The following is a 22,267-nucleotide window of genomic DNA, read 5'->3' as shown; positions in this document are numbered from 1 at the left end:
TATAAAAATTATCAGGAGAGAAATGTATGTTAAAAGAAATAATTAAATTAATCAAGCCAGAAAAGAAAATTCAAATCGATTCATTTGAATGGTATGAAGAGTTAGTTTGGATGTCTGAAGTTCAAAAAATCAAAAATGATAAAAGGTTTATATATGTTGACTCATATTACAACGATGAGACAGAAAAGTATTACATTGAATATTTTATCAAATAAAAAAACCACTTCTAAACGAATAGAAGCGGCATAAGCGAATTAAAAATATTTGATACATCTATTGTATCACAAGGAGGTGAATGTAGGAATGATTAAGTATATAAATTTAGCCCTCTCAATCTTCAACTTGGCGGTAGAGATTAAGAGAGCTAAAAAAAGAAATAGAGTTTGGCAAAGTGATCCAATAATAATCGGTAAAAAGATTAATTTTGAATAACTAGTTTGTCACCTTCGATTGAAATTGGTTTGTCACAGTAAATCGCTTGTTCGCCATTGAAAACTAATTCTACTATCATTGTTCCATCTTTGAAAGTATATATGTTTTGACTCAATCCTTCGATGTTCATCGAATGATGAACACATTCACCTGGATCATTAGCGAATTTTGAAGATTTACTAATACCATCATGATTAATCACTTTATATTGTAATTTCATTTTCGAATTCACCACCTTTCTTAAATAAGATTAAGAAAATTATAGCAAATTAATAAAGGAGAAAATATAGTGTCAAACTTAAAAACAATAAAGTTAATTCTTATTACTTGGATCTTGTTGAAAGAAATTAAGAAAGTAAAAAGCCTAACTAATGATTTACTTAAACTTCAATCTAAAGTAACCGATCTTGAATACAACAGCTATAGATCAGCAGGTATTACATCAACTGTAAATAAATATGGTGCTCATCAACAAATGCACGATAAAAATGGTGATTTAATGATGAGTCATTCAGTTCTAAAAAAATGATTACTGCACTCTAGGGAGATATGTGTTTGTTTTTTCAATATAATCTAGCTCCCAATTAGTAAAATCAGTGATTTTACCAGGCTCTACTATCGTAAGTAAATGGAAACCATTTGGATGAATTTGTTCTGTGATTTTTAAATGTGGTTCATCAATAATAATTGAATGATTAATTTGTTTTTTCAAATATTCGTTTTCTTCAAGCCATGGTGTTTCTATTTTTCTTTCCTTAGTAGAGTTTGGTTCAGTTGCTTCTAAAACATATTTAAATTTAAGCTTGTCCATTAATAACATTTTCTCACCCCTTTCTTAAATAAGATTAAGAAAATTATAGCAAATTAATTAGAAAAAAGGAGCGATTGCATGAGCAAATTAAAAATATTTGATAATGAACAATTTGGATCATTACAAGTTTTAGAAAGAGAAGGAAGAGTATTTTTTCCTGCGACAGATGTCGCGCTTAAATTAGGATACTCAAATCCACGAGATGCCATTAAACGTCACGTAAAAGAACATGGGGTCGTGTTTCACGACGTCATCGACACCTTAGGAAGAAAGCAAGAAAAGAAGTATATCAGTGAAGGAAATTTATATAGATTGATTAGCAATTCGAAATTAGAATCAGCACAGCAGTTTGAAGAGTGGGTATTTGACGATGTTTTACCGACGTTAAGAATGACAGGTACGTATCAAGTTAAGCCTTTGACAACTCAAGAACAGATTAAGTTAATTGCACAAGGTAACAACGAACTAGTCGAACGTGTAGAAGCAATTGAGAGTGCTATACCAGTATTCCCGGGCGAGTCTAAACATATTCAGCAAACAGTTAGACGTAAAGCGATGGAAGTGATGAAGAATCAATTTAACGGTATACCAATAAGTAAGATTAGCAGAAAAGTATATTCTGCATTGTACAGAAGTTTATATACAGCTTTTAAAGTACCAAATTATCAAAGTATTCCTAGAGGAAAGTACAAAGAAGCAATTAAATTTATTGAGACATGGCATTTGCCTAGTGAGATAGGATATCAAATTGAAGCGGAGTTAAGTGGTGATATAAATGACAAATGATAATAACGTAATTAAATCAAATATAACGGGCTATGGCCTTGTATTTAAGAATGTAATGATTGATAAAAGTATCGACATAGAAGCAAAGGCGTTGTACGCATTTTTATCTGCTTATGCTGGATCATCTGAATCAGCATATCCAAGCGTCGAATTAATATGCGGTCAGTTAAACATAAGTGAAAAAAGATTTAAGAAGTATAGAAAGCAACTAGAGGATGCAGGTTACTTAACCATCGAAAGACATAGAACAACAAATGGTTTTAGCAACAACGTTTATACGATACATCACGAATCAGTATCGGGTCAAATTGTTACGGTAACAAATAATACCGATAACACTTCCGTATCGGGTCAAATTGTTACGGAACAAATCGTAACGGGACAAAACGTATCGAAACAATTTGTATCGGAACAAAACGTAGGGACTAAGAATAACAGTCTTAAGAATAACAGTCTTAAGAATAACAATATAAAGAATAACACCACTACAAATAACACCTTAGAGGTAGCGGCGGTGGAAACTGATGAATTTAAAAAATTATATAGTTTCTTTGAACAAAATATAAACATGCACCAGGCAATTAAAGTTGTGAACTTCATAACGGATGATCTTGCTAAGTTTGGATTTGATTTAGTGATGTATGCGATGGAGCAAGCATTACTAAACAACAAGACGCATTACGGATATATACAAGGCGTTCTAAGACGATGTGAATCGGAGAACGTAACTACACGAGAACAAGCAGAACATAAAGCGAGACAAAAGAGAAACAGTTACAACACTCAATCAAAAGAAGTGACACCAGCATGGGTAGCAGATGAGTACCATCCAGGGACAACACTAAAAAAAGATGACATGACACCAGAAGAGTTGGATGCATACAGAAAAAAAGTTCAGTCTGAATTAAGCAACTTGTGGAAGGATGACGAAAAGCATGCCTAAAGTAATTTATGACGGATTAATACTTACAGAACAAGATATTGATTTATTGAATGCTGGTAATGAAATTAAGTTGAAATCTCATAATGGAACTGTATTTCTCGTAAGTAAGCAAGTCAAAGCAAAAAGTCAGTATTATGACATAACGTTTAATTTATACAAAGATAACTTGATGATTGTCGAAGATGGACTATTTTCAATATTTGCAACTGGTGTAGATTCAGCAATTTCAAAACTGCAACAAAAATACAAAAATAACACGGTTGAAATCATAAAAATAAAATCAATAAGGAGTAAATTACATGCTTAATCGAGTTGTATTGGTAGGACGTTTAACAAAGGATCCAGAATACAGAGTGACACCATCAGGCGTACCAGTAGCCACCTTTACATTAGCAGTCAATCGCACATTCACAAATGCGCAAGGTGAAAGACAAGCAGACTTTTTAAACTGTGTCGTATTCCGTAAACAAGCTGAAAACGTGAATGCGTATTTAAAAAAAGGTAGCTTAGCTGGAGTAGATGGCAGATTGCAATCACGTAGTTACGACAATCAGGAAGGTCGCAGAGTATATGTTACTGAGGTCGTTTGTGAGTCAGTTCAATTTTTAGAACCAAAAGGGACTCGTAATGACGGAAGTCAGTACGAAGAATATCCACAAGCTAAATCACCAGATGATTATCAAGAAAAGCATAATAAAGCTCAATCGTCGACACCACCAAATAATCCATTTGCTAATCAATCAGGGCCGATTGATATTAGCGATGATGATTTACCTTTTTAACGTAAAGGAGTGACGAGATGGCTAGAGGACGACCGATAGAACACCCAAGAGAATTTTATTATTATCTAAACGTTGCGATTAATAATGGTGTTGATGAGTTTAAATATCGACGACGCGTTAGAAAAGGTTATTCGTATGAAGTTGCAGCAAAACATTGGGATGGCGTTGAATTAACAGAAGCGGAAAACAGAAGAGAAATAGAAAGTATATACAAGCATAACATGCCATTGAAAAAGAGTTATCTAAAGTATCTAGAAGTTAATTCAGACTTTTTGGATGAGTTAATTGGTAAGTACGGATACACGCAACAAATAAAACAGCTATTACAGATATAGCAAATAGAAAGGATGTTATTAATGACTAGAAAGCTAGGATTTTTATTTAACAGAGAAGGCGTAAAGCAATGCAATGTATTGCCTTTGAAAAATGACATGTATCAGATTGTAAAAATTTCAGATAACCCAGCAATAAGAACATGTGGAATGAATGAATCAGAATTTCAAAGTTTTAAAAAGAAAAATAAACTGTATTTTCTTGATGAATTAAAACAACCTGATTTATTCGACTTCTTAGAAACGAGTGAAGCATTATGATGAGCCTATACGCTAAAACAATAATTAATCAGTTCGAACAGTATTCTAAGTGTGAATTTAACAAAACAGAAAATAAATCAGGAATTATCGTTGAATGCTATTTCCCGAATGGACGTAAAAAGATATTTAGGAGTAGTACCTGGGACGGAATTGCCTTTGAAATGAATGGATTTATGAGACGTCCATTTTTCAAAGTTAATTATATATTACCGATTCTTAACAGTGAGCGCTGGGACGTTAAAAAATTAAATTAAGAGGTGTGAATATGACGTCAATTAAATCAAGTAGTTATAAGCAATCTTTTAATCATACTGTGAAAAAATCATTAATGATCATCAAATTAAAAAATAGATTGAAGCGGTAATGTACCGCTTCAATATCTATCGAAAAGGAGCATCTTATATTGGTCGCATATTATAACAGACATGGCATACGAGGTAAATGGCTTGAAGATGTCATTACTAACACAAATCGTATGTATGCACATCGCAATATAGCATTAATCAATAAAATACCAACTCCAACAAAAGTAATTCGTAAAGGTGATGATTTGATTGGTGCTAAATATACAGAGAAATCAACAGTAGACTTTACAGGTCTTACAGAACACGGTCAATTTATCGCATTTGATACTAAGGAGTGTCAAAAGACTGCGTTTTCTTTTGCAGCAGTTAAATCACATCAAATCGAATACTTAAAGAAAGTTAGTTTATTAAATGGTATAGCCTTTTTATTAATATATTTTAGAAATGTTGATGAAATGTACAGAATCGATATAGATGAATTTGTTGAATTGATGGAAACACTAAATAGAAAAAGTATACCTTATGCATATTTTAAAGATAATAAGAAACCAATCGTTAAATTTAAATACGGTTATTTCTTTGACTATCTAGATGCTGGTAGAAAAAACATGGAGGCTGTCAAATGAAATCACGAAGACATAGGGCAATATTGTGGGCAGAGCAAGGACACAAACGAAAGAAATCGCAAAATACTAAAGTGCTTTCCACTTCAAATAATTTACTAGTGCCTATCGAAAAACTTTCTGACTTTGCAGAAAATGCAGCAAGAAGCTTTAATAGTGTCCTTGATTTTGCATTTAAAAGAATTAGAAGCATCAGATTAAGACGCGATAATAATTATTAGTTGAAGCGGTGATCATATGTATGAAGATATAGTATACGGTGGATTTTATACGATTACAGGAAAAAGTAAAAACTATATTCACATCGCAGGAACGGACGAATGGAATAAAGTTGTAACTGGCAAGGTGCCTAAAAAGATATTTTATGAAACATTCAAGGAGATTCGAAATGATTAAATTGATGATGTCTATTTAACGCTTGATGTTAACAATGGTGAAGTTTATAAGGAGCGTGGGTTGGTTGATTAAAGTAGGTGATAAAGTTATTTGGCAGTCAAAAGAATGGGAAGTTTATAGTATTGAAGAACATATTGTGGAACTTCGAAGAATTGAAGATGGATTTGGAATCGGAACTAAGGTTGATTTGAAATTTCTTGAAAGTAATTATTTCAAACAACTTTACGAACAACAAAAACAACGTGCTGATGAACTTGAAAAGAGACTGAAAGAAACAGTAAAAATAGCATTAGATAGGCTTATTATCATTAATAATTTTAAAGAATTTATATGTGAATCTATTGATAATGCAAAGGAAGATTGTAAGAAAGATACTCATTTAAGCAATCATGTATGGCTGAAAGCATTACAATATGTTTATTCTTATGCAGTTAAACACTAATAGGAGAATGACAAATGATTGAACATCGTGAAAAATTTAAAAAAGCGTGTGATGACTTCATGAAAGAATTAAATAGAACATTACACTTTACTCAATTTACCAAATGGTTAATAGATAAGTTTAATAATATGTTGAAGTAGCATAATCACAATTATGTTAATTACGATTATGTGAATTTATTAGGAGGAAATAATATGAGTGCTGAGATGTTAGTGTTATTATTCGTTATTCTTGCTATAGGTTTGAGCATAGCAATAATAAAAGATGTAATATCAGAAATAAAAACAAATAAATAAAATAAAAGTTTTATTAGGAGGATATTATGAACGAATTAAGGACAACAGTTAGAGCGAAGTCGCTAATTACAGGCAAATATATCAAAGGTGCATATTTTGATGGTTACATTTTAGAGGGTTCAATGATTGAAGCAAACGATGAATATTGCGTAGTAGAGCAGTGGACACCAATCGACAAAGATACATTAGGTGCATTTACGGGTGGTTATGATATGCATAACAAACCTATTTATGAAAATAATAATGTAATAGTGCATAAATTAAACGTACATAAAAAATGTACAATCCTTGAAAATGGTACTACATTCATGTTTGTTGATGATAATGGAATACGTGTGAGAGGTGTTTATAAAAACAATGATGATGTAGAGATAGTAGATAGAGATTAATAATAAAATTAAACTTACATTATTTTATTTTGAAGACATAAATATTGTGGAGGTAATACAATGCAAGATAATATATTAATTTATGGCAATATCGCAAAAGTAAGAATACCTTATGAAAATGAAATTAAAGAAGTGTATGCTCATGTAATTGACTATAACGGACGTTTATTTACTCAGCATGGTAACGTTAATATTGATCCAAATAAAATCACATATACATTTAGTGATTTTGAAACGGGATTAAAAATAAGAAGCGTTGAGTTCTTTGCTTTTGAATTAGAAGATATGTCAACGAAAGCAAAAGCTACAAGACATATCGTAGAAACGTTTGAAAAGTATATTAAACCAATAATCGATAAACATATCGATAAATTAGATGAATTAAAGTCAGGTCATAAAGTATTAAATGATCAAATCGTTTTTGAGAATGGCGAACTTCAAAAATTATTAGATGAATGTAATTAAAAGGAGAGAATTTAAAATGAAAAAAATATTAACAGGATTATTAGTAGTAGGATTGCTTTCTGGATGCAGCGAAGCGGAGGTAAATCAAAAGTACAAGAAAGAAGAATCTAGTGTTAAAAGTTCTGAGAAGTATGATCTTGTTTACTCTGAAATGATAGCTGATGGTGATGACTCAGAGGGTCTATATGAAATTGCATATAAAGATAATGGAGTTGTTAAGTATATTTACAAAGAAGCATCAAATTATTATGAACGTATTTTAAAAGATCCAAATCAAAAACCGTTTATGACTCGTAAGAGTGATACTAATGATGTGTACATATTTAGACAACCATACATGATCTATAACAATGAAAAAGAGTTTACTACTGAAGTTAAAGACAAGTCAGTTATTAAGTAGGTGTGATTAATGAAGAAGAGAATATTATTATGTACATTACTACTTGCTAATTTATATGTGACAGATGATGTTTATGCTAAAGGCGCATCAGGACGAGCAAGCTCATCGTCAAGTGTTTCGAGAAGTTCATCAGTATCACGATCTTCATCAATGAATGCAGCAAAGACATCTATATCAAGAATGAATACGACATCAAGAATGAGTAACTCTTCTAGAATTAACTCTACTTCTAGATTAGGTTATAAAACGCATAGTTTAGGTAGGTCTTTAATTAAACCATCGTACAGAAGAAATGATAGTAACTATTACTATAACAATTCTATCTATCAAAATAACTGGTTAATGTACTACTTACTATTCAGTAATCATAATGATTCTGTAAGACATAGCAGTCATTACATTAGTGATTTAAAGACAAAGTTGAAAAGCTTATCGAGTAAACCAATCTATACGATCACCGTCGAAAAAGACGGTGATGATAGGTTGTATGTTGTGACACCGGAAGTTTATAAAAAGATTGCGAAAGGCAGCAAAGTGAAAATTAAAAATAATGAAGTTGAAGTTGTAAAGTAATCTAAACAGAAATGAGAGTAGATATGGTCACTGAAATAATTAAAATCAATTTCGAAGAGTTCAAAGAGATTTATAACAAATACATTATCAATCGATACAGGGTGAGCGATAAACACATTAGCAAAGTACTATATACAATTAATGATGCTGGTGTGATTATAAGTTTAGAGTTTGTTGGTGGCATCGCGATAGGGATATTTAAGACAGAAGACGAGTTATATGAACACTATGGACATAACGAACAATTGCAATTGATTTAGGAGGGAACAGATGTACACACCAAACGAAATCAGACAGATGCTTAAAGATTATCCGTGGATGTTAACAGCGATTGAAGCGGACTTATTAAGCGGAGATAGTACGAGTATTGCACAATATGGAATTGATTCTACCATGCCAAAAACAAAAGGAACTACAAGTGACAAAGTATATAATCAAATTTTAAAAAGAGAACACACACATAACTACATAAAGAAATTAGCAATTAAAGTTAAGTTTATTGATGAACACGAGAATATGATTACTAATGACAAAGACATTTATATCTTACAACTTTTAAAGCGTGGATACAGTCATACTCAAATAGGATTGTTAGTAAGACTGCACAAGTCGCAAGTAGGTAAGAGAGTAGATAAGATAGTCGAATTATTCTCTAATGCTTCAAAGAAGTCAAATACAACAAAAGCAACAAAGTAGTCGAATAAGATTAATGTGAATGTATTGTTGTGTTGAGTTTATAATAGGTGTGTACCTCCTTTGATTTAATAGATGGTTATAGACACCTGCAAACTGTAGGTGTCTTTTGTTATATAAGGAGATGATAGTGATAGCATTATATATTAAGTGTGCGCATCCGCGATGTAGAGAACTGATAGAGAAGCCTGACAGGTACTGTCACAAGCATGCAGATGCCACAACACAAGCGAAGTACAACAAAGATAGATATAAATACGATAAAGAATATATTTCTTTCTATAAAAGCGCAAAATGGCGCAATAAACGCAAGAAAATCATCAAAAGAGACAATCATTTGTGTCAATATTGCTTTAAAGAAGGTTTAATTGTTGCTGGTAATGTTGTAGATCATATCATACCAAGCAAAGTTGAATGGTCTAAACGATTAGATGACGACAATTTACAATTGCTATGTCATCAATGTCACAACAAAAAGACGAGACAAGACGAAAGAAAATATAAAATTTAATTTTAAAAATAAAAAAATAATTTTTTCGGATATAAAAAAGTCCCCCCCGTCAATTTAGACCCTTTGTTTTGAAAAGACGAAAAGAACGGAGCCCCCTCTTCTTTTCTAAGTTCCCTTTTTGAAAAGTGTGACGGTCTCCCGAAATAGAATTTTTTTTGAAAGGTGGTGATATTTTGGGGGTTGGCAGAAAGCCAAAACCTCTAGCGAACACAAGTAAACACTACACAACAGCAGAGTTAGAGGCAAAGGCAGAAAAAGAAAAGAAGCTAACTGAATTCGAGCCAATTAATAAAACGCCTCCAAAATATCTTTCAAATGTAGCAAAAAAAGAATACAAAAGAGTAGTTAAATTATTTGGTTCGATTCCAGTAAGCCAATTAGATCAGCAGATATTAATTCAATATTGTGACCTGGTTTCTGAATATCACGATATAACCGAAGAAATAAATTCTATAAAAGACGAGCTTAAAAAAGAGTATTATATTGATTTAGATAAAATGCTTATCAGTAAACGACGTCAAAAAATAGATTTATTTAAAGAAATAAAATCTCATGGTAGTTTGTTGGGAATGTCAATGGAATCACGTATGCGATTAGTGCCGGAAGAAACAGATGAAGAAGATCCTTTATCAAGTCTTTTAGGAGGAGATAGTTAATGGCTCCTATTAGACCTGATTACGCTACAATATACGCCAAGAAAGTAGTAAACGGTGAAATAATAGCAAGTAAGAAGAATATTTTAACTTGTGAACGACATTTAAGAGATATTGAAAATCCGCCAATAGGATATGAGTGGCGACCAGAACTAGCGATTAAAGTCTCTGATTATTTGGCAATGTTACCTGATACAAAAACGGGTAAAACAATGCCGCTAATGTTATTCCAACATTTTATCGTTGGATCACTATATGGATGGGTGTATGAAGGAACTTCATTCAGACGATTTACAAAAGGTTATATATCAATGGCACGAAAACAAGGTAAATCTATAATCGTTAATGGTTTAGGTCAGTACGAAATGATTTTCGGTACAGCTCCGGAACGTGGCCGTGAAATATATATTAGTTCGTTAACATTCAAACAAGCTAATGTAATATTTAATATGGCCAAGTCACAACTTAATCAACTACGTAGTAAATCGAAGTACATGAAGAAAAATATTAAAGTTATTAGTACATCTATTGAACATCTTCCGTCTGAAAGCACTATAAAAGCCCTGGCAAACAATCCGGATGCAGTAGACGGTACAAATCCGAGTATGGCAATACTTGATGAGTTCGCCGGTTTGCCTGATACAGAAATGTATTCACGATTAAAGACAGGGATGTCACAACAAGATAACCCTTTGACGTTAATTGTTAGTACGGCCGGTGATGATCTAAACAATCCAATGTATGCGGAAGAATATCAATATATTACAAAGTTGCTTAATCAAGAAATCGTTGATGAAAATTATTTCGTTTACTGTGCAGAGATGGACAGTGAAGAAGAAATTGGAGACGAATCGCTTTGGATTAAAGCAATGCCATTACTTGAAAACGAAGCTAAAAGAAAAGTTATCATGAGAAATATTAAAACTGATATTAAAGAGCAGGAAGAAAAAGGACAGCTTACAAATATCAAAATTAAAAACTTTAACTTGTGGCAGGCAAATAGTCACAAAGAAGATTCGTTTTGTAATATAAAAGATTGGGAAAGTAATACGATTGATGCGCCTGATATTTCGGGAACAGATTGTTGGATTGGTGTCGATTTATCACGTTTAGGAGATATAAGCGCAGTCACTGCTATTCATGCCCTTCAAAATAAAATGTACATTGATACACATGGTTTTTTCGGTTATGAAGGTAGCTTTGATTTAAAGATTAAACGCGACAAGATAAACTATCAAAACTTTATTGATAACGGTATAGGTACGCTTACAGATTTGGGAAGCGGATTAATTAATTATAAACAGATAACCGATTATATTATTGATTATGCTAACCGTTTCAAATTAAATGTCAAAGGTATTTACTATGATAGAAACTTAGCAAGTATGTGGCTGATAGATATGGAAACGCGTTGCCCGGAATTTAAGTTAATTGAGGTTGCTCAAAGCATGATGGGATTGTCTGAAACAATCAAACAATTTAGATATGACATCATAGAGGGCAAAGTAGTACATAGTAATAATGAGTTGCTAAACATATCAGTCAGAAACGCAAGAATAAAAATGGTTAATGATAACTTATTAATTAATAAGACGAAAGCAAGAAATAAAATAGATCCTATTGTTGCTGGAATGAATGCTTATACGGATGCACAATTTCACGAGTATGCTAAACCATCTCTCGATGAAAAAATAAAGAAGAGAGGTATTATATTTTGAGAAAATTACTAGACATTCTATTTGCTTATATACATTTGGTGTTATTCTTTGTAGGTATCATCACAATTATCTACGCTATATTTATAACATTTAGTACATTTGTATTTTTGATTTCATTAGGGATCACACTAATTTTAATAGCATTTTTAATAAAGACCTGAATGGGTCTTTTTTTATTGCGAGTAAATAAGAAAGGAGGTAAACAATGAATTTTTTTTCCAAGAATCAAAAAAGAGATTTAACGATCATAAAAGATAATATTAGTTCTTTTCTTGAAGTAATTACAACGAGCGATTGGAATGAAATAGACTTTGTTGGTATTGATGCTTTACAAAATTCTGACGTACTCACTGCCGTTCACATGATTAGCAGCGACATCGCAGGTCTTAAGTTGACATCAATAGAATCAGAACGCGATAAAGATTTATTAAATTTGTTGAATATAAGACCTAATAATTTTATGAGTGCCTACAACTTAAAATATGCTATTGTAGCTAACTTAATTCTCGATGGTAATGTATTTGTCGAAATTACTAGAAATGAAGCAGGCAGAGCTATACAACTTGATTTAATACCTCATGCAAATGTAAAAGTGATAATTACTAAAAATCCGAATCATATTCAAGAAGTAAAGTATCAGGTCAGAAATTATAGTACTACAAATGACAATGAGACGCGTGTTGTACTGAGTAAAGACATGTTACATTTCAAAATGTTATCAACTGATGGCGTTGTAGGACGTTCGCCATTACGATCACTTAAAGCAGATTTAAACATTAATAAATCAAGTAAAGATTTTCTTGATAATTTTTTTAGAAACGGTACACACGCTGGCGGAATTCTAACGGCAAAGGGCGAAAGCTTATCGCCTGAATCAAAGTTAGAAGTAAAAAATGAATGGCAGAAAGCAAATGCAGGATTACATAATAGCTCATCGGTTGTAGTACTTGATGATGACTTTGAATATAAGCCAATTTCTATAGATACAGAACTTATAAAAGTCGTTCACACAAGTAATACATCAAAGTCAGCAGTTGCACAAGTTACAGGTATTCCACTTCATAAATTTGGTATCAGTACCTCGAACTTGGATTTATCACAGTTAAATCAAGACTATTTAATAAGTACTTTGAAGAGTTATCTCGATGTAATAACATCAGAGCTTTATAAATTGGATTCAAATATATTGATTGAACTAGAGTTCAATGTTGATGAATACAAAAATATTGATACGAAACAGTTACATGAAAACGTAAAAATTCAACGTGAATTAGGTTTAATTAGCGTAGACGAAGCCCGTGCCAAATTAGGTTATAAACAACTCAATAATGACATTGGCGCAAAGTTCGTTACAAATCTGAATTACGTTAATAGTGACATTGTAGACGAGTATCAACTTAATAAAGCATCTAACAAAAAAGGTGGTGATAACTAATGGAGACAGAAGTAAGAACGCTAGCTAATAATATTGAGGTTGGCGAGAGTGATATGGTCGTTGAGGGTTATGCATTACGTTTTAATCAATGGTCTGAAATACTAGGTAATTTCAGAGAAGTGATATTACCTGAAGCATTGAATGGTACTGTATTTGATGATGTCAGATTGTTGTTTAATCATGATTGGTCTAATGTTTTGGGGCGCCAAACTGCAAAGACGTTAGAAATAATAGTGGATGATATTGGTCTGCGTTTCAAAGCAAAATTACCAAATACAAACTTAGCAAGAGATGTATACGAGTCTATTAAAGCTGGTAACATTAATCAATGTTCATTTGAGTTTTTTGCGAGTGATGAAGGTAAACAAATCGAGTATGATCCTGACGAAAAAATTTATAAACATACGATTACTAAGATAGATAATATTCGTGAAATCAGCATTGTGAGTTTACCAGCATACAAAACAAGCGATGTAAAAATTGCACAGCGCAGTATTGAAAAATACGAGATTGAGCGCAGACGTAAATTAAGTCTACTAAAACTTGAACATGAATATTTAAATTTATAGCAAAGGAGCATATTATGGCGACATTAGAAGAAAATAAAACATTGTATGAAACTAAAAACAACGAATTAAAAGAAGCAATTGACAACGGCAACTTAGAAAAAGCAAATCAATTAATGGAAGAAGTTAAGCAGCTTAAATCAGATATTGAAAAAGAGGAAGCTGAACAAAAAATGGAAGCTGAAGAAGAAAATAAAGAAGAACAACAAGAAGAAACATCAGAAGAAACGACTGGTGTGACAAAAAAAACTGAAGTTAAAGAAGAAACAAAAATAGTAGAACAATCAAAACAAGAAGAAGGAGATAAGAGAAGCATGACAAATTCAAACTTAATCGAAGAAGTGGTATTGAACGATCATCAAAAACAAAACACGGCAGTAGCTGACTATCGACACTTTTTAATTACAGGAGAAAAGCGAGCAGGTATCAAAACAACTGATGCAGGTATCTTAGTACCACCAGAGGTTGTAACTTCAATTGAAAAATTTACGGAAGACTTAGATTCACTCGAAGATTTAGTCACTGTTAAAAACGTTACTCATTTAAGTGGTACATATCCAGTACGTAACGATGATACTGCATTAGCGCCACTTCCAACAGTTGCAGAATTAGAAGAATCACCTGAGTTAGGTTTACGTAAATTAGGGAACCAAGAGTACAAAATTGAAACTCACCGTGGACTAATTAAAGCGTCTTGGGAATCATTAGATGATGGTGTTGAAGTTGAATCAATCATTAATGAAGAAGTAGCAGAAGCGATTGTGGCAACTAAAAATAAAAAGATTTTAGACGCATTAGCACCTTTAGAAGCTAAATCAGTTACGACATTGGATGGATTAAAAACTATTATTAACACTGGTATTAAAAAACGCTACAAAAAACAAATCGTATTATCAGATGATGTATATGACATTATTGATAAGATGAAAGATTCTCAAGGCAACTATTTATTACAACCATCAATTACTTCTGAAAGTGGTACTAAGTTATTCGGATTAGACGTAAAACTTTACGACAAAGAGCTTATTGGTACAAATACTATGTATATCGGATCTCTTAAAGATGCAGCTATTTTATTTAAACGTAAAGAGTTGTATGTAAATTATGAGATTTGGAATCAATACGGTAAAGTATTCACGCCTATCATTCGAATTGATGCACATGTTAAAAATCCAAAAGCTGTTGTAAAAGTAACGTTTTCACCAGCAGTCTAATTAAATAAAACTTTAGGAGGATATTATTATGATTAAATTAAGAAACTTAAGTTTTTGGTATGACTTAAAAGAAAACATTGAACGTAAGCCGTCAGATGAAGTTTTTGAAGTATCAAATGAGCGTGCAAAAGAATTATTAGAATATGAAGGCTCTTATCCATTAGTAGAAGAAGTAAAAGCTACTACTAAAAAGGCAGCAACTAAGAAAGTAGCAACTAAGAAAGCAGCTGAAACAAAAGAAGAAGCACCTGAAGAAGAAGTTGAAGTGAAAGAGGAAGTAACTAAAGTGGGTGAATAGTCGTGGATTTAAAGACTATTAAGAAACATCTTAGAATTACTTTAGACTATGATGATGAACTTTTAGAAATGTACATCAAATGGGCAGAAGAAGAAGTAAAAAATACAGTCTCAACAAGCGCCACAAGAAATGAAACATTTTTCGATGAGAATGAGACATACAATAGAGCGGTAGTTTTGTTAGTGTCTCATTTTTATGAAAATAGAAAAGAAATAACTGATAAACCACAGTATCACATGATTTACGGTGCTAAAAGCGCCATAATGAAGTTGAAAATTGAATATAGACGTTTTGTGGGTGATTGATATGAATTTTGATTTTAACAAGATGAACAAACTTATCACTATAGAACAAACGACAGTGAGTAATGTCGGAGGTGTACAGAAAAAGACTGTTAAAAAAGTCTGTGATCTGTACGCCTTTTTTGATACTGTGTGGGCAAAAGATTTCCATACGGCAGTAAGCAATAATACACAACATCAAATACGAATGGTTACAAGACAAGTACCATTTGATATTGATACAAACAAGTGTACAGTGCGTTATTTAGATACCGTATATAAAATCATTCAAATATTACCTGATTTCTATGAGCAGCGTTTTATGACTATTATCGCCGAAAGGATTGGATAGCTCATGGTTAATCAATCCGGAGTTGAAATAAAAGGTACTGAAGCAATTTTAGATAGATTGGAAGCGGTTGGTGTAAATATCAAACGCGCCAAGAAAAACGCTTTAAAACGTGCTGGCGAAGTAGTTGAAAAGCAACTTGAAAAGAATACGCCAAGAAGCGACAAACATGATATACACATGAAAGAGCATGTAGTTAAATCAAATGTGCGTATTGATGGTGAAACGGGTGGAGAGTATATTGCGATTGGTTATCCTAAAGGCATAAAACACAGGGTTCACGTTGTTGAATTCGGAACAATTAATCAATCACCGCAAGGATTTATGAGTAAGACGATGCAGGAAACAAAAAGCGAAGTCAGAAAAGTAATAATGGATGAATTGAAAGGGGCATTAAAGTGAGTGAATTATTTACACGAAACATTTTAGAAGAAGTTTATCAGGCATTAGCTGAAAGTGATTCACTCACTCAATTAGTGCCTATTGAAAATATATGGCTGAGACGAATACCGGAAGAAAATCGGGAACAATCTCCAGTAATCAGAATAACTCAAATTAATTGGGTGCCTTATGAATACTCATCAAATAATCAAATCAGTTATTTCGCAGAATTTCAAATTGACGTATGGCAAAAGCAAGAAGATGGTGATCCGTTTGTTATCGGACAAATCATTCAGGACATTATGAGAAAAGAATATTTTCAACAATCTACAAGTATTTTCACAGATGACGAAGATACTGAAATGTTACGAGATGGTAGACGCTATCAAGGCATTATAATAATTTAAATTAAAAAGGAGCTAATAAATATGGCACAAGCTAAACAACATAAATTTGTAACTGGTGTACGTAATTTACGTGTAGCAAAGATTACAGCAGACAATAAAGATGTTTTAACGATCGAGCCACTTATCACAGTCGCAGAGGATTTACTTCAAAAGTTTGGGGTCAATCCTGAGTCAAGTTCTGATAAAGTTTATGCATCAAATAAAGCGATTGGCACACTTAATTCAAAGAGTGGTGGTAAATTATCAATCGAATTAGCTGCATTACCTGAAGAACTGGATTTAGCAATTCAGGGCGCTAATAAAGACGCAACAACTGGTTTAATCACTTACACAAGTGAGGATATTTCTCCGGAATTTGCAGTATCGGCAGAATTAACATATAACGATGGTTCATATGCTTTATTAGGTTTAGCCAAAGTATCATTTGCATTAGTTGATGACAACGCTGAAACACGAGAAGATAAAGCAAAAGCGCAATCATACAAATTAGAAGGTACTGTTTTAGATCGTATTTTTGACGGATTCTATAAAACAAAAGTGCATTCAGATGCACAAGGATTTGATAAAGCGAAGTTTGACGCAAAAGTATTCAAAGTTGCAGCAATCTAATTTTAGGGCGGAGTATGAACTTCGCTCTTTTTATTTACATATTAGGAGGAAAATATAAATGAGAAAAATAACATTAGTAACAGATGCTGAAAAAGGTACAGAAAAAGAATTCACTTCAATTTTCACAAAGGGATCTTTAGCTATGCGAGCTTTAAAAATTGGTAAAGCATTTGAAGAACTACCTGAAGGTACTACACCGGACATTGCACTAATTGACGAGTTGGCTGACGTTGTGGCAAGTTCTTACAACGATCAATTTACTAAAGATGAAATGATTGACGGCATTGATGCACCTGTTTTATTCGAAACATTAATGGATCAGCTTCAATCAATTTTTGGACAAAAAGAAGTAACTAATACAACAAAAGATTTTTTGAGCGAGAAGAACAAATAACAAGTGAATCTTTTTCCTATAAAAAACAATTAGAGTATTTTACTGAATTCATTGATTTTATGCAATCGCGTGATGACGGAAAACACATGAATTTAAATGAATTATACGAGTCGGATATTTTTGACTTGATGGAATCACAGTACAGAATACTTTCAAAGATTGAACAAAGTGAAGTCGAAGAAAACATAGAAGATAATTTTGACGCTTTATAAAAAGGGGGAAACATAGGGTTTCCCCTTTTTTCGCGTAGAAAGGGGGTAAAAATATGCCTATAGGTAGTACGCCATTAGGAAATATGGCTATTGAAGTCAACCTAGACGATTCTAAACTTAGACAGAGTACAACTAACATGAGAGCTCTTATGAAGTCTGTTAATGCAGAATTTCAAGCGAATATGTCGGCAGTAAAGCGAACAGGCTCAGAATACGACATATTAGCGACAAGGACAGAGGGACTAGGAAAGAAGTTCCAGGCACAAGAAAAAATAGTTAAAAGTTTAGAAGAAGCGTATGAAAAAGCGCGTATAGAAGCGGAGAAACAGGGCGCATCACAACAACAAATTAGAGCGATGGAAAGCAAGAGAGCTCAGTTGTTGAAAGAAAAAGCTAGTCTAAATGATTTATCAAGTGCTTTATCTAAAGCACAAGATGAACAGAATCAAATGATTGAAAATAATAGACGACTTGAAACATCTTTCGGTAAATTAGAAGCAAAAATAAAAGAAACAGGCGAAAAATTAAAAGGTTTTGGCTCAAAGATGACTGATTTAGGTAAAAATTTATCTATGTCAGTTTCTGCTCCTATAATTGGATTGGGAACTGTTGCGCTAGATGCAGCGGCAGAATCAGAAGCGACATCTTCACAATTTAAACAAGTATTCGGCAATTTAGAAGATGAAGCTACTAAAAGTCTTAATAATATTTCTAAAACAACAGGGCTAATGCCTAACACATTAAAAGATAGTTATGTACAAATGGCTGCATTTGCTAAAACAACAGGTGTAGACACAAAAGGTGCTTTAGATTTAACGTCAAGAGCAACATTGGCCGCGGCAGATAGTGCTGCCTTTTATGATAGATCAATAAGTGAAGTAACAGAAAACTTACAATCTTACTTAAAAGGTAACTACGAAAATGATGCGGCTTTAGGTATTTCTTCTACAGAAACAACTCGAAACGCAAAAGCGAACGAGTTGTACGGCAAATCATTTCAAAAATTATCTGAAGAGCAAAAACAATTAACATTATTAAAAATGGTTGAGGACGGAAATAAATTATCTGGTGCATTAGGGCAAGCAAGTCGCGAATCTGATACATTAGCTACTCAAACAAGTAACGTTAAGACTGCCTTTAAAGACTTTTTAGCTGAAATCGGTAAACCTATCTTACCAATGGCAGTACAGGCGTTAAAATCATTAGCTAATTTAGGTAAAGATGTTGCTAATAAGTTTGTTGGTATGTCTGATTTAGGAAAGAAATTAACATTGGGATTTGTCGGATTTGTTGCGATTGCTCCGATTGTATTAATGGCTGTTGGTGGTATTGCGACAGGTTTAGGAGCACTATCAACTTTAGGCGCTCCAATATTAATTGCTGTTGCAGCATTAACAGCTTTGGGCGTTGGCTTCACAATCGCTTATAAAAAATCTGAAACATTTAGAAATATCGTTAATGGTGCAATGGCTGGTGTCGGTCGAGCTTTTAACGCGATAAAAGGAACTATTAAAGGCGTGTTTCAGTTATTCCAGGGAAATAATAAGGGTGGAACATTAACTCTTAATAAATTCTTTTCTCCTACTTTAGTCAGTGGGATTAAAACAACTGTAAACGTCATTAAATCAACTTTTACAAACATGTCTAAAGCAGTAGGAAAGGTATTTAAAGATATAGGTCGAGAATTAAGCACCTTTTGGAATCAAAACGGAAAAATGATAGTACAGGCGCTAAAAAATATGATGGCTGTTGTACGACCTATTTTAAGTATTTTAGGCAAACTATTTAGTGTTACCTTAAAAGTTGCTTTTGTTATTTTAAAAGAGGTAGTAGTTGGAACATTTAAGGCAATTGTTGGCGTTATTAAAGGCGCAATCAATGTAATTACAGGCATCATTCAAGTATTCAGTGCCTTATTTACAGGTAACTGGCGTAAATTGTTTCAGGGATTATGGCGAATTACTAAAGGTATTATTGAAATTATTTGGCATGGTATCAATTTAATGTTCTTTGGTCGAATCATTAAAGGTGGTTTAGCTTTTGCTAAAGGTTTTACTAGAATTTTCCCTACATTATGGAATGGAATCAAAGGTATCTTTACTAAATCAGCCTCATCTATTTATAAATTTGTAACAGAAACATGGTCGAAACTACATAGAACGAGTACATCAGTACTAACAAACATGTGGAAATCTATCGTCAGAATTTTATCTAATTTATTTGCAAATTTCCGTTCCACATTCAATAATATTTGGACTAAAACAAAAGAAGTATTTCGGGCAATCTATGAATTTGTACCAAATATGATTTCAAGAATGAAAGACAGAGCTTTAAACGGATTAAGACGAATGAAAGATGGGCTTTTCAACTTAATGGACGGAATGAAAAAGAAAGTAGCTGACTCATTCGGTAATATGGTTGATGGTGCAAGACAGCTGCCGTCAAAATTAGGTAATGCAATATCGAACGGTAAAGATAAAGCAGTTCAAGGTGTTAGAAACTTAGGTAGTTCTATGATTGGTAAACTTGGTGGTGTAGTTAACGGTACAATCGGTGGTATCAACACAGTCATGAGTAAACTAGGTGTTGATAAAAAGATAGGTGAGTGGACACCACCTAAATTTAGTAAAGGTACTAAGAATGGAGCATTAGCGCAAGACAGTCTAATCACTGTCGGTGATTTTGGTGTTGGAAATGGCATAGGAAAACGCGAGTTAGTGCAATTTCCAAATGGAAAAATGCACTTATTCGAAAATGAAACAACGTTGCCAGCGCCAGCTGGAACAATTGTATATTCAAACAAACAAACTGAACATTTATTAGGTACTAGACCACTTCGATTCTCAACAGGTACTGGAGCAGGCGGATTCTTTGGAGATTTAGGTAAATCTATCATCAATGGTATTGGTGACGTTATGGAATGGCTAAGCGAACCAGGTGAATTCGTTGAAAAAATGATTGCTGGCGTCCTTAAAAAGACGGGTTTCGGTAATTTATCTAACTTCGCTTTAGATTTCGCAAAAGGTGGATTTAATAAAATTAAAGAAGCCGTTTTAAGCTTCATTACTAAAACTTTTGAAGAAAATAGTGGTGGCGATGGCATCGGCGGCGTTTTAGATCCTGCCTTAATTAACTATCATTTTGGACATACTGCGGCATATACTGCGGCTACAGGTAGACCATTTCATGAGGGTGTCGATTTTCCTTTTGTATATCAAGAAGTTGGTACTCCGATGTCAGGAACATTACGACGTCAGTCATTTATGTCTGGTGGTTATGGTAACTGGGTTAAAGTCGTAGCAGGTGCAGTAGAATTAATATTTGCACATTTAAAAGACTTTAGTAGATCACCAAAAGACGGAACTCATGTTAAAGCTGGAGATATTGTCGGTCTGACTGGTAATACAGGATTTAGTACGGGGCCTCATTTACATTTTGGGCGTCGTGTAAATGGTCGAGATGTCGACCCTGAGCCGTGGTTAAAACAACTTAAAGCAAGTGGTAAATTAAAAGCTTCCGGTGGATCTAATTATCCTCAAGGAAGCGGTGCAGCATATACAAGAAGTGTTATTAAAAAAGCGCAATCTATTTTAGGTGGTCAATTTAATAATTCATTTGTAACGGATGCAATGATGAAATTAGCATGGAGAGAATCAAATTATAATCCTAACGTAGTTAATAATTGGGATGTGAATGCTCAAAACGGTGATCCATCACGAGGACTATTTCAGATTATTGGAAGTACGTTTAGAGCGAATGCTTTGCCAGGACATAGTAACTTTAATAGCCCTTTAGACCAAGCAATTTCAGCAATGAGATATATTATGAATCGTTATGGCTCAATGGGGCTACATGGTGCATTTAATAGAGCTGCTAATTACGCATATAAAACAGGTGGAATTGCGACACATCCACAAATTGCATCGCTTGCTGAAGAGGGTTGGGAAGAGATAATCATTCCAACAAAACCATCACGTCACAACGATGCTATGAAGTTATTAGCTTATACAGCTATGAAAATTATGCCGAAAGAACGCGGCGGAAAAGACTTAGGTAATAAGATACCTAATGTATCATTGAAAAACGACAATCAAGGCGAATCAGAATTAATAAAGTTAATGATGAAAATGATTAGTAAACAAGATGAGCAAATAAGAGAATTAAAAGAACAAACAAAAGCGATTCAAAATGATAGATATACAGTAGTTGAGGCTAATGGTCGTGAAATTGCTAAAGTAACTCATGAATATCATGATGAAATGAAAGCAAGAAAACGTACTTTCCAACCTAGAACTGCAATATAAAGAAGA

The 22,267-nt window shown here is 33.1% G+C and carries 36 protein-coding genes; 34 read left to right on the top strand and 2 right to left on the bottom strand.

Annotation, left to right across the window (positions count from 1 at the left end):
* Nucleotides 1-26: 26 nt before the first annotated feature.
* Nucleotides 27-215, top strand: coding sequence for a hypothetical protein (locus tag OCL94_RS05950; RefSeq protein ID WP_262995558.1), 189 nt, complete (start codon nucleotides 27-29; stop codon nucleotides 213-215).
* A gap of 203 nt (nucleotides 216-418) precedes the next feature.
* On the opposite strand, the gene OCL94_RS05945 is transcribed toward OCL94_RS05950, so the two are convergent.
* Nucleotides 419-652 carry a hypothetical protein gene (locus OCL94_RS05945; protein ID WP_262995556.1) on the bottom strand — a complete coding sequence of 78 codons (234 nt, stop codon included), beginning with the start codon at nucleotides 650-652 and terminating at the stop codon, nucleotides 419-421.
* A 69-nt stretch (nucleotides 653-721) separates the two neighbouring features.
* Between OCL94_RS05945 and OCL94_RS05940 the strand changes: the two genes are divergently transcribed.
* Nucleotides 722-961, top strand: a complete 240-nt coding sequence (locus OCL94_RS05940; RefSeq protein ID WP_262995554.1) for a hypothetical protein — start codon at nucleotides 722-724, stop codon at nucleotides 959-961.
* Here the strand turns inward: OCL94_RS05940 and OCL94_RS05935 are convergent, their stop codons facing one another.
* Nucleotides 962-1,252: a hypothetical protein gene (locus OCL94_RS05935; protein WP_262995552.1), complete on the bottom strand. Its 291-nt coding sequence runs from the start codon at nucleotides 1,250-1,252 to the stop codon at nucleotides 962-964.
* 69 nt (nucleotides 1,253-1,321) lie between these two features.
* Here OCL94_RS05935 and OCL94_RS05930 point away from each other — a divergent pair, with 69 nt between their 5' ends.
* The 32 genes from OCL94_RS05930 (at nucleotide 1,322) to OCL94_RS05775 (ending at nucleotide 22,261) form a co-directional block, all read left to right on the top strand.
* Nucleotides 1,322-2,029 carry a BRO family protein gene (locus OCL94_RS05930; protein WP_262995550.1) on the top strand — a complete coding sequence of 236 codons (708 nt, stop codon included), beginning with the start codon at nucleotides 1,322-1,324 and terminating at the stop codon, nucleotides 2,027-2,029.
* The gene (locus tag OCL94_RS05925) at nucleotides 2,019-2,972 is read left to right on the top strand and encodes a DnaD domain protein (RefSeq protein ID WP_262995548.1); all 954 of its coding nucleotides are present in this window, start codon (nucleotides 2,019-2,021) and stop codon (nucleotides 2,970-2,972) included. The genes OCL94_RS05930 and OCL94_RS05925 overlap by 11 nt, the downstream gene beginning before the upstream one ends.
* The gene (locus OCL94_RS05920) at nucleotides 2,965-3,279 is read left to right on the top strand and encodes a hypothetical protein (protein WP_262995546.1); all 315 of its coding nucleotides are present in this window, start codon (nucleotides 2,965-2,967) and stop codon (nucleotides 3,277-3,279) included. Before OCL94_RS05925 ends, OCL94_RS05920 begins: the two co-directional genes overlap by 8 nt.
* Nucleotides 3,272-3,754: a single-stranded DNA-binding protein gene (ssb, locus tag OCL94_RS05915; protein WP_262995544.1), complete on the top strand. Its 483-nt coding sequence runs from the start codon at nucleotides 3,272-3,274 to the stop codon at nucleotides 3,752-3,754. The genes OCL94_RS05920 and ssb overlap by 8 nt, the downstream gene beginning before the upstream one ends.
* Before the next feature lie 17 nt (nucleotides 3,755-3,771).
* Nucleotides 3,772-4,089, top strand: coding sequence for a hypothetical protein (locus tag OCL94_RS05910; RefSeq protein ID WP_262995541.1), 318 nt, complete (start codon nucleotides 3,772-3,774; stop codon nucleotides 4,087-4,089).
* A gap of 21 nt (nucleotides 4,090-4,110) precedes the next feature.
* Nucleotides 4,111-4,347: a hypothetical protein gene (locus OCL94_RS05905; RefSeq protein ID WP_262995539.1), complete on the top strand. Its 237-nt coding sequence runs from the start codon at nucleotides 4,111-4,113 to the stop codon at nucleotides 4,345-4,347.
* Nucleotides 4,344-4,601, top strand: coding sequence for a hypothetical protein (locus OCL94_RS05900; RefSeq protein WP_262995538.1), 258 nt, complete (start codon nucleotides 4,344-4,346; stop codon nucleotides 4,599-4,601). Before OCL94_RS05905 ends, OCL94_RS05900 begins: the two co-directional genes overlap by 4 nt.
* A 149-nt stretch (nucleotides 4,602-4,750) precedes the next feature.
* Entirely contained in the window at nucleotides 4,751-5,278 is a 528-nt protein-coding gene (locus OCL94_RS05895) for a Holliday junction resolvase RecU (protein ID WP_262995536.1), read from the top strand.
* On the top strand, nucleotides 5,275-5,496 hold the full coding sequence (locus OCL94_RS05890; RefSeq protein WP_262995534.1) for a hypothetical protein: 222 nt from the start codon (nucleotides 5,275-5,277) through the stop codon (nucleotides 5,494-5,496). Before OCL94_RS05895 ends, OCL94_RS05890 begins: the two co-directional genes overlap by 4 nt.
* A 16-nt stretch (nucleotides 5,497-5,512) precedes the next feature.
* Nucleotides 5,513-5,671 (top strand): hypothetical protein, encoded by a 159-nt coding sequence (locus tag OCL94_RS05885; protein WP_262995532.1) that lies wholly within the window; start codon nucleotides 5,513-5,515, stop codon nucleotides 5,669-5,671.
* Nucleotides 5,672-5,735: 64 nt separating this feature from the next.
* Nucleotides 5,736-6,113, top strand: a complete 378-nt coding sequence (locus OCL94_RS05880; protein WP_262995531.1) for a hypothetical protein — start codon at nucleotides 5,736-5,738, stop codon at nucleotides 6,111-6,113.
* A 14-nt stretch (nucleotides 6,114-6,127) separates the two neighbouring features.
* A complete protein-coding gene (locus OCL94_RS05875; RefSeq protein ID WP_262995529.1) occupies nucleotides 6,128-6,253 on the top strand; it encodes a hypothetical protein in 126 nt (41 codons plus the stop codon).
* A gap of 182 nt (nucleotides 6,254-6,435) precedes the next feature.
* A complete protein-coding gene (locus OCL94_RS05870; protein WP_262995527.1) occupies nucleotides 6,436-6,798 on the top strand; it encodes a hypothetical protein in 363 nt (120 codons plus the stop codon).
* Nucleotides 6,799-6,858: 60 nt separating this feature from the next.
* Nucleotides 6,859-7,263, top strand: coding sequence for a hypothetical protein (locus tag OCL94_RS05865; protein WP_262995525.1), 405 nt, complete (start codon nucleotides 6,859-6,861; stop codon nucleotides 7,261-7,263).
* Between the two features lie 16 nt (nucleotides 7,264-7,279).
* A complete protein-coding gene (locus OCL94_RS05860; RefSeq protein ID WP_262995524.1) occupies nucleotides 7,280-7,663 on the top strand; it encodes a hypothetical protein in 384 nt (127 codons plus the stop codon).
* 9 nt (nucleotides 7,664-7,672) lie between these two features.
* Entirely contained in the window at nucleotides 7,673-8,236 is a 564-nt protein-coding gene (locus OCL94_RS05855; RefSeq protein WP_262995521.1) for a hypothetical protein, read from the top strand.
* 23 nt (nucleotides 8,237-8,259) lie between these two features.
* Entirely contained in the window at nucleotides 8,260-8,496 is a 237-nt protein-coding gene (locus tag OCL94_RS05850; RefSeq protein ID WP_262995519.1) for a hypothetical protein, read from the top strand.
* A gap of 10 nt (nucleotides 8,497-8,506) precedes the next feature.
* A complete protein-coding gene (locus OCL94_RS05845; RefSeq protein WP_262995518.1) occupies nucleotides 8,507-8,932 on the top strand; it encodes a hypothetical protein in 426 nt (141 codons plus the stop codon).
* A 127-nt stretch (nucleotides 8,933-9,059) separates the two neighbouring features.
* Complete coding sequence (locus OCL94_RS05840) at nucleotides 9,060-9,440, top strand: HNH endonuclease (RefSeq protein ID WP_262995516.1); 381 nt, start codon at nucleotides 9,060-9,062, stop codon at nucleotides 9,438-9,440.
* Nucleotides 9,441-9,613: 173 nt separating this feature from the next.
* The gene (locus OCL94_RS05835) at nucleotides 9,614-10,096 is read left to right on the top strand and encodes a phage terminase small subunit P27 family (RefSeq protein ID WP_262995514.1); all 483 of its coding nucleotides are present in this window, start codon (nucleotides 9,614-9,616) and stop codon (nucleotides 10,094-10,096) included.
* Nucleotides 10,096-11,811, top strand: a complete 1,716-nt coding sequence (locus tag OCL94_RS05830; protein ID WP_262995512.1) for a terminase large subunit — start codon at nucleotides 10,096-10,098, stop codon at nucleotides 11,809-11,811. The genes OCL94_RS05835 and OCL94_RS05830 overlap by 1 nt, the downstream gene beginning before the upstream one ends.
* Nucleotides 11,812-12,016: 205 nt before the next feature.
* Nucleotides 12,017-13,246 carry a phage portal protein gene (locus tag OCL94_RS05825; protein ID WP_262995510.1) on the top strand — a complete coding sequence of 410 codons (1,230 nt, stop codon included), beginning with the start codon at nucleotides 12,017-12,019 and terminating at the stop codon, nucleotides 13,244-13,246.
* Entirely contained in the window at nucleotides 13,246-13,815 is a 570-nt protein-coding gene (locus tag OCL94_RS05820) for an HK97 family phage prohead protease (RefSeq protein ID WP_262995508.1), read from the top strand. Before OCL94_RS05825 ends, OCL94_RS05820 begins: the two co-directional genes overlap by 1 nt.
* 14 nt (nucleotides 13,816-13,829) lie before the next feature.
* Nucleotides 13,830-15,026, top strand: a complete 1,197-nt coding sequence (locus OCL94_RS05815) for a phage major capsid protein (protein ID WP_262995506.1) — start codon at nucleotides 13,830-13,832, stop codon at nucleotides 15,024-15,026.
* A 28-nt stretch (nucleotides 15,027-15,054) separates the two neighbouring features.
* A complete protein-coding gene (locus OCL94_RS05810; RefSeq protein WP_262995504.1) occupies nucleotides 15,055-15,324 on the top strand; it encodes a hypothetical protein in 270 nt (89 codons plus the stop codon).
* 2 nt (nucleotides 15,325-15,326) lie between these two features.
* Nucleotides 15,327-15,629, top strand: a complete 303-nt coding sequence (locus OCL94_RS05805) for a head-tail connector protein (protein WP_262995502.1) — start codon at nucleotides 15,327-15,329, stop codon at nucleotides 15,627-15,629.
* Between the two features lie 22 nt (nucleotides 15,630-15,651).
* Nucleotides 15,652-15,957, top strand: coding sequence for a head-tail adaptor protein (locus OCL94_RS05800; RefSeq protein WP_262995500.1), 306 nt, complete (start codon nucleotides 15,652-15,654; stop codon nucleotides 15,955-15,957).
* Nucleotides 15,958-15,960: 3 nt separating this feature from the next.
* Complete coding sequence (locus tag OCL94_RS05795) at nucleotides 15,961-16,356, top strand: HK97-gp10 family putative phage morphogenesis protein (RefSeq protein ID WP_262995498.1); 396 nt, start codon at nucleotides 15,961-15,963, stop codon at nucleotides 16,354-16,356.
* Nucleotides 16,353-16,742 (top strand): tail completion protein gp17, encoded by a 390-nt coding sequence (gp17, locus tag OCL94_RS05790; RefSeq protein ID WP_262995496.1) that lies wholly within the window; start codon nucleotides 16,353-16,355, stop codon nucleotides 16,740-16,742. Before OCL94_RS05795 ends, gp17 begins: the two co-directional genes overlap by 4 nt.
* Before the next feature lie 21 nt (nucleotides 16,743-16,763).
* Nucleotides 16,764-17,351, top strand: coding sequence for a major tail protein (locus OCL94_RS05785; RefSeq protein WP_262995494.1), 588 nt, complete (start codon nucleotides 16,764-16,766; stop codon nucleotides 17,349-17,351).
* A gap of 58 nt (nucleotides 17,352-17,409) precedes the next feature.
* The gene (gene gpG, locus OCL94_RS05780) at nucleotides 17,410-17,745 is read left to right on the top strand and encodes a phage tail assembly chaperone G (RefSeq protein ID WP_262995492.1); all 336 of its coding nucleotides are present in this window, start codon (nucleotides 17,410-17,412) and stop codon (nucleotides 17,743-17,745) included.
* Between the two features lie 265 nt (nucleotides 17,746-18,010).
* Nucleotides 18,011-22,261 (top strand): peptidoglycan DD-metalloendopeptidase family protein, encoded by a 4,251-nt coding sequence (locus OCL94_RS05775; protein WP_262995489.1) that lies wholly within the window; start codon nucleotides 18,011-18,013, stop codon nucleotides 22,259-22,261.
* The last annotated feature ends 6 nt before the right edge of the window (nucleotides 22,262-22,267 follow it).

Source organism: Macrococcus capreoli (assembly GCF_025628935.1).
Taxonomy (GTDB): domain Bacteria; phylum Bacillota; class Bacilli; order Staphylococcales; family Staphylococcaceae; genus Macrococcoides; species Macrococcoides capreoli.
Note: the sequence above shows the minus strand (reverse complement) of the source record. Positions and strands in the feature narration are given on the sequence as shown.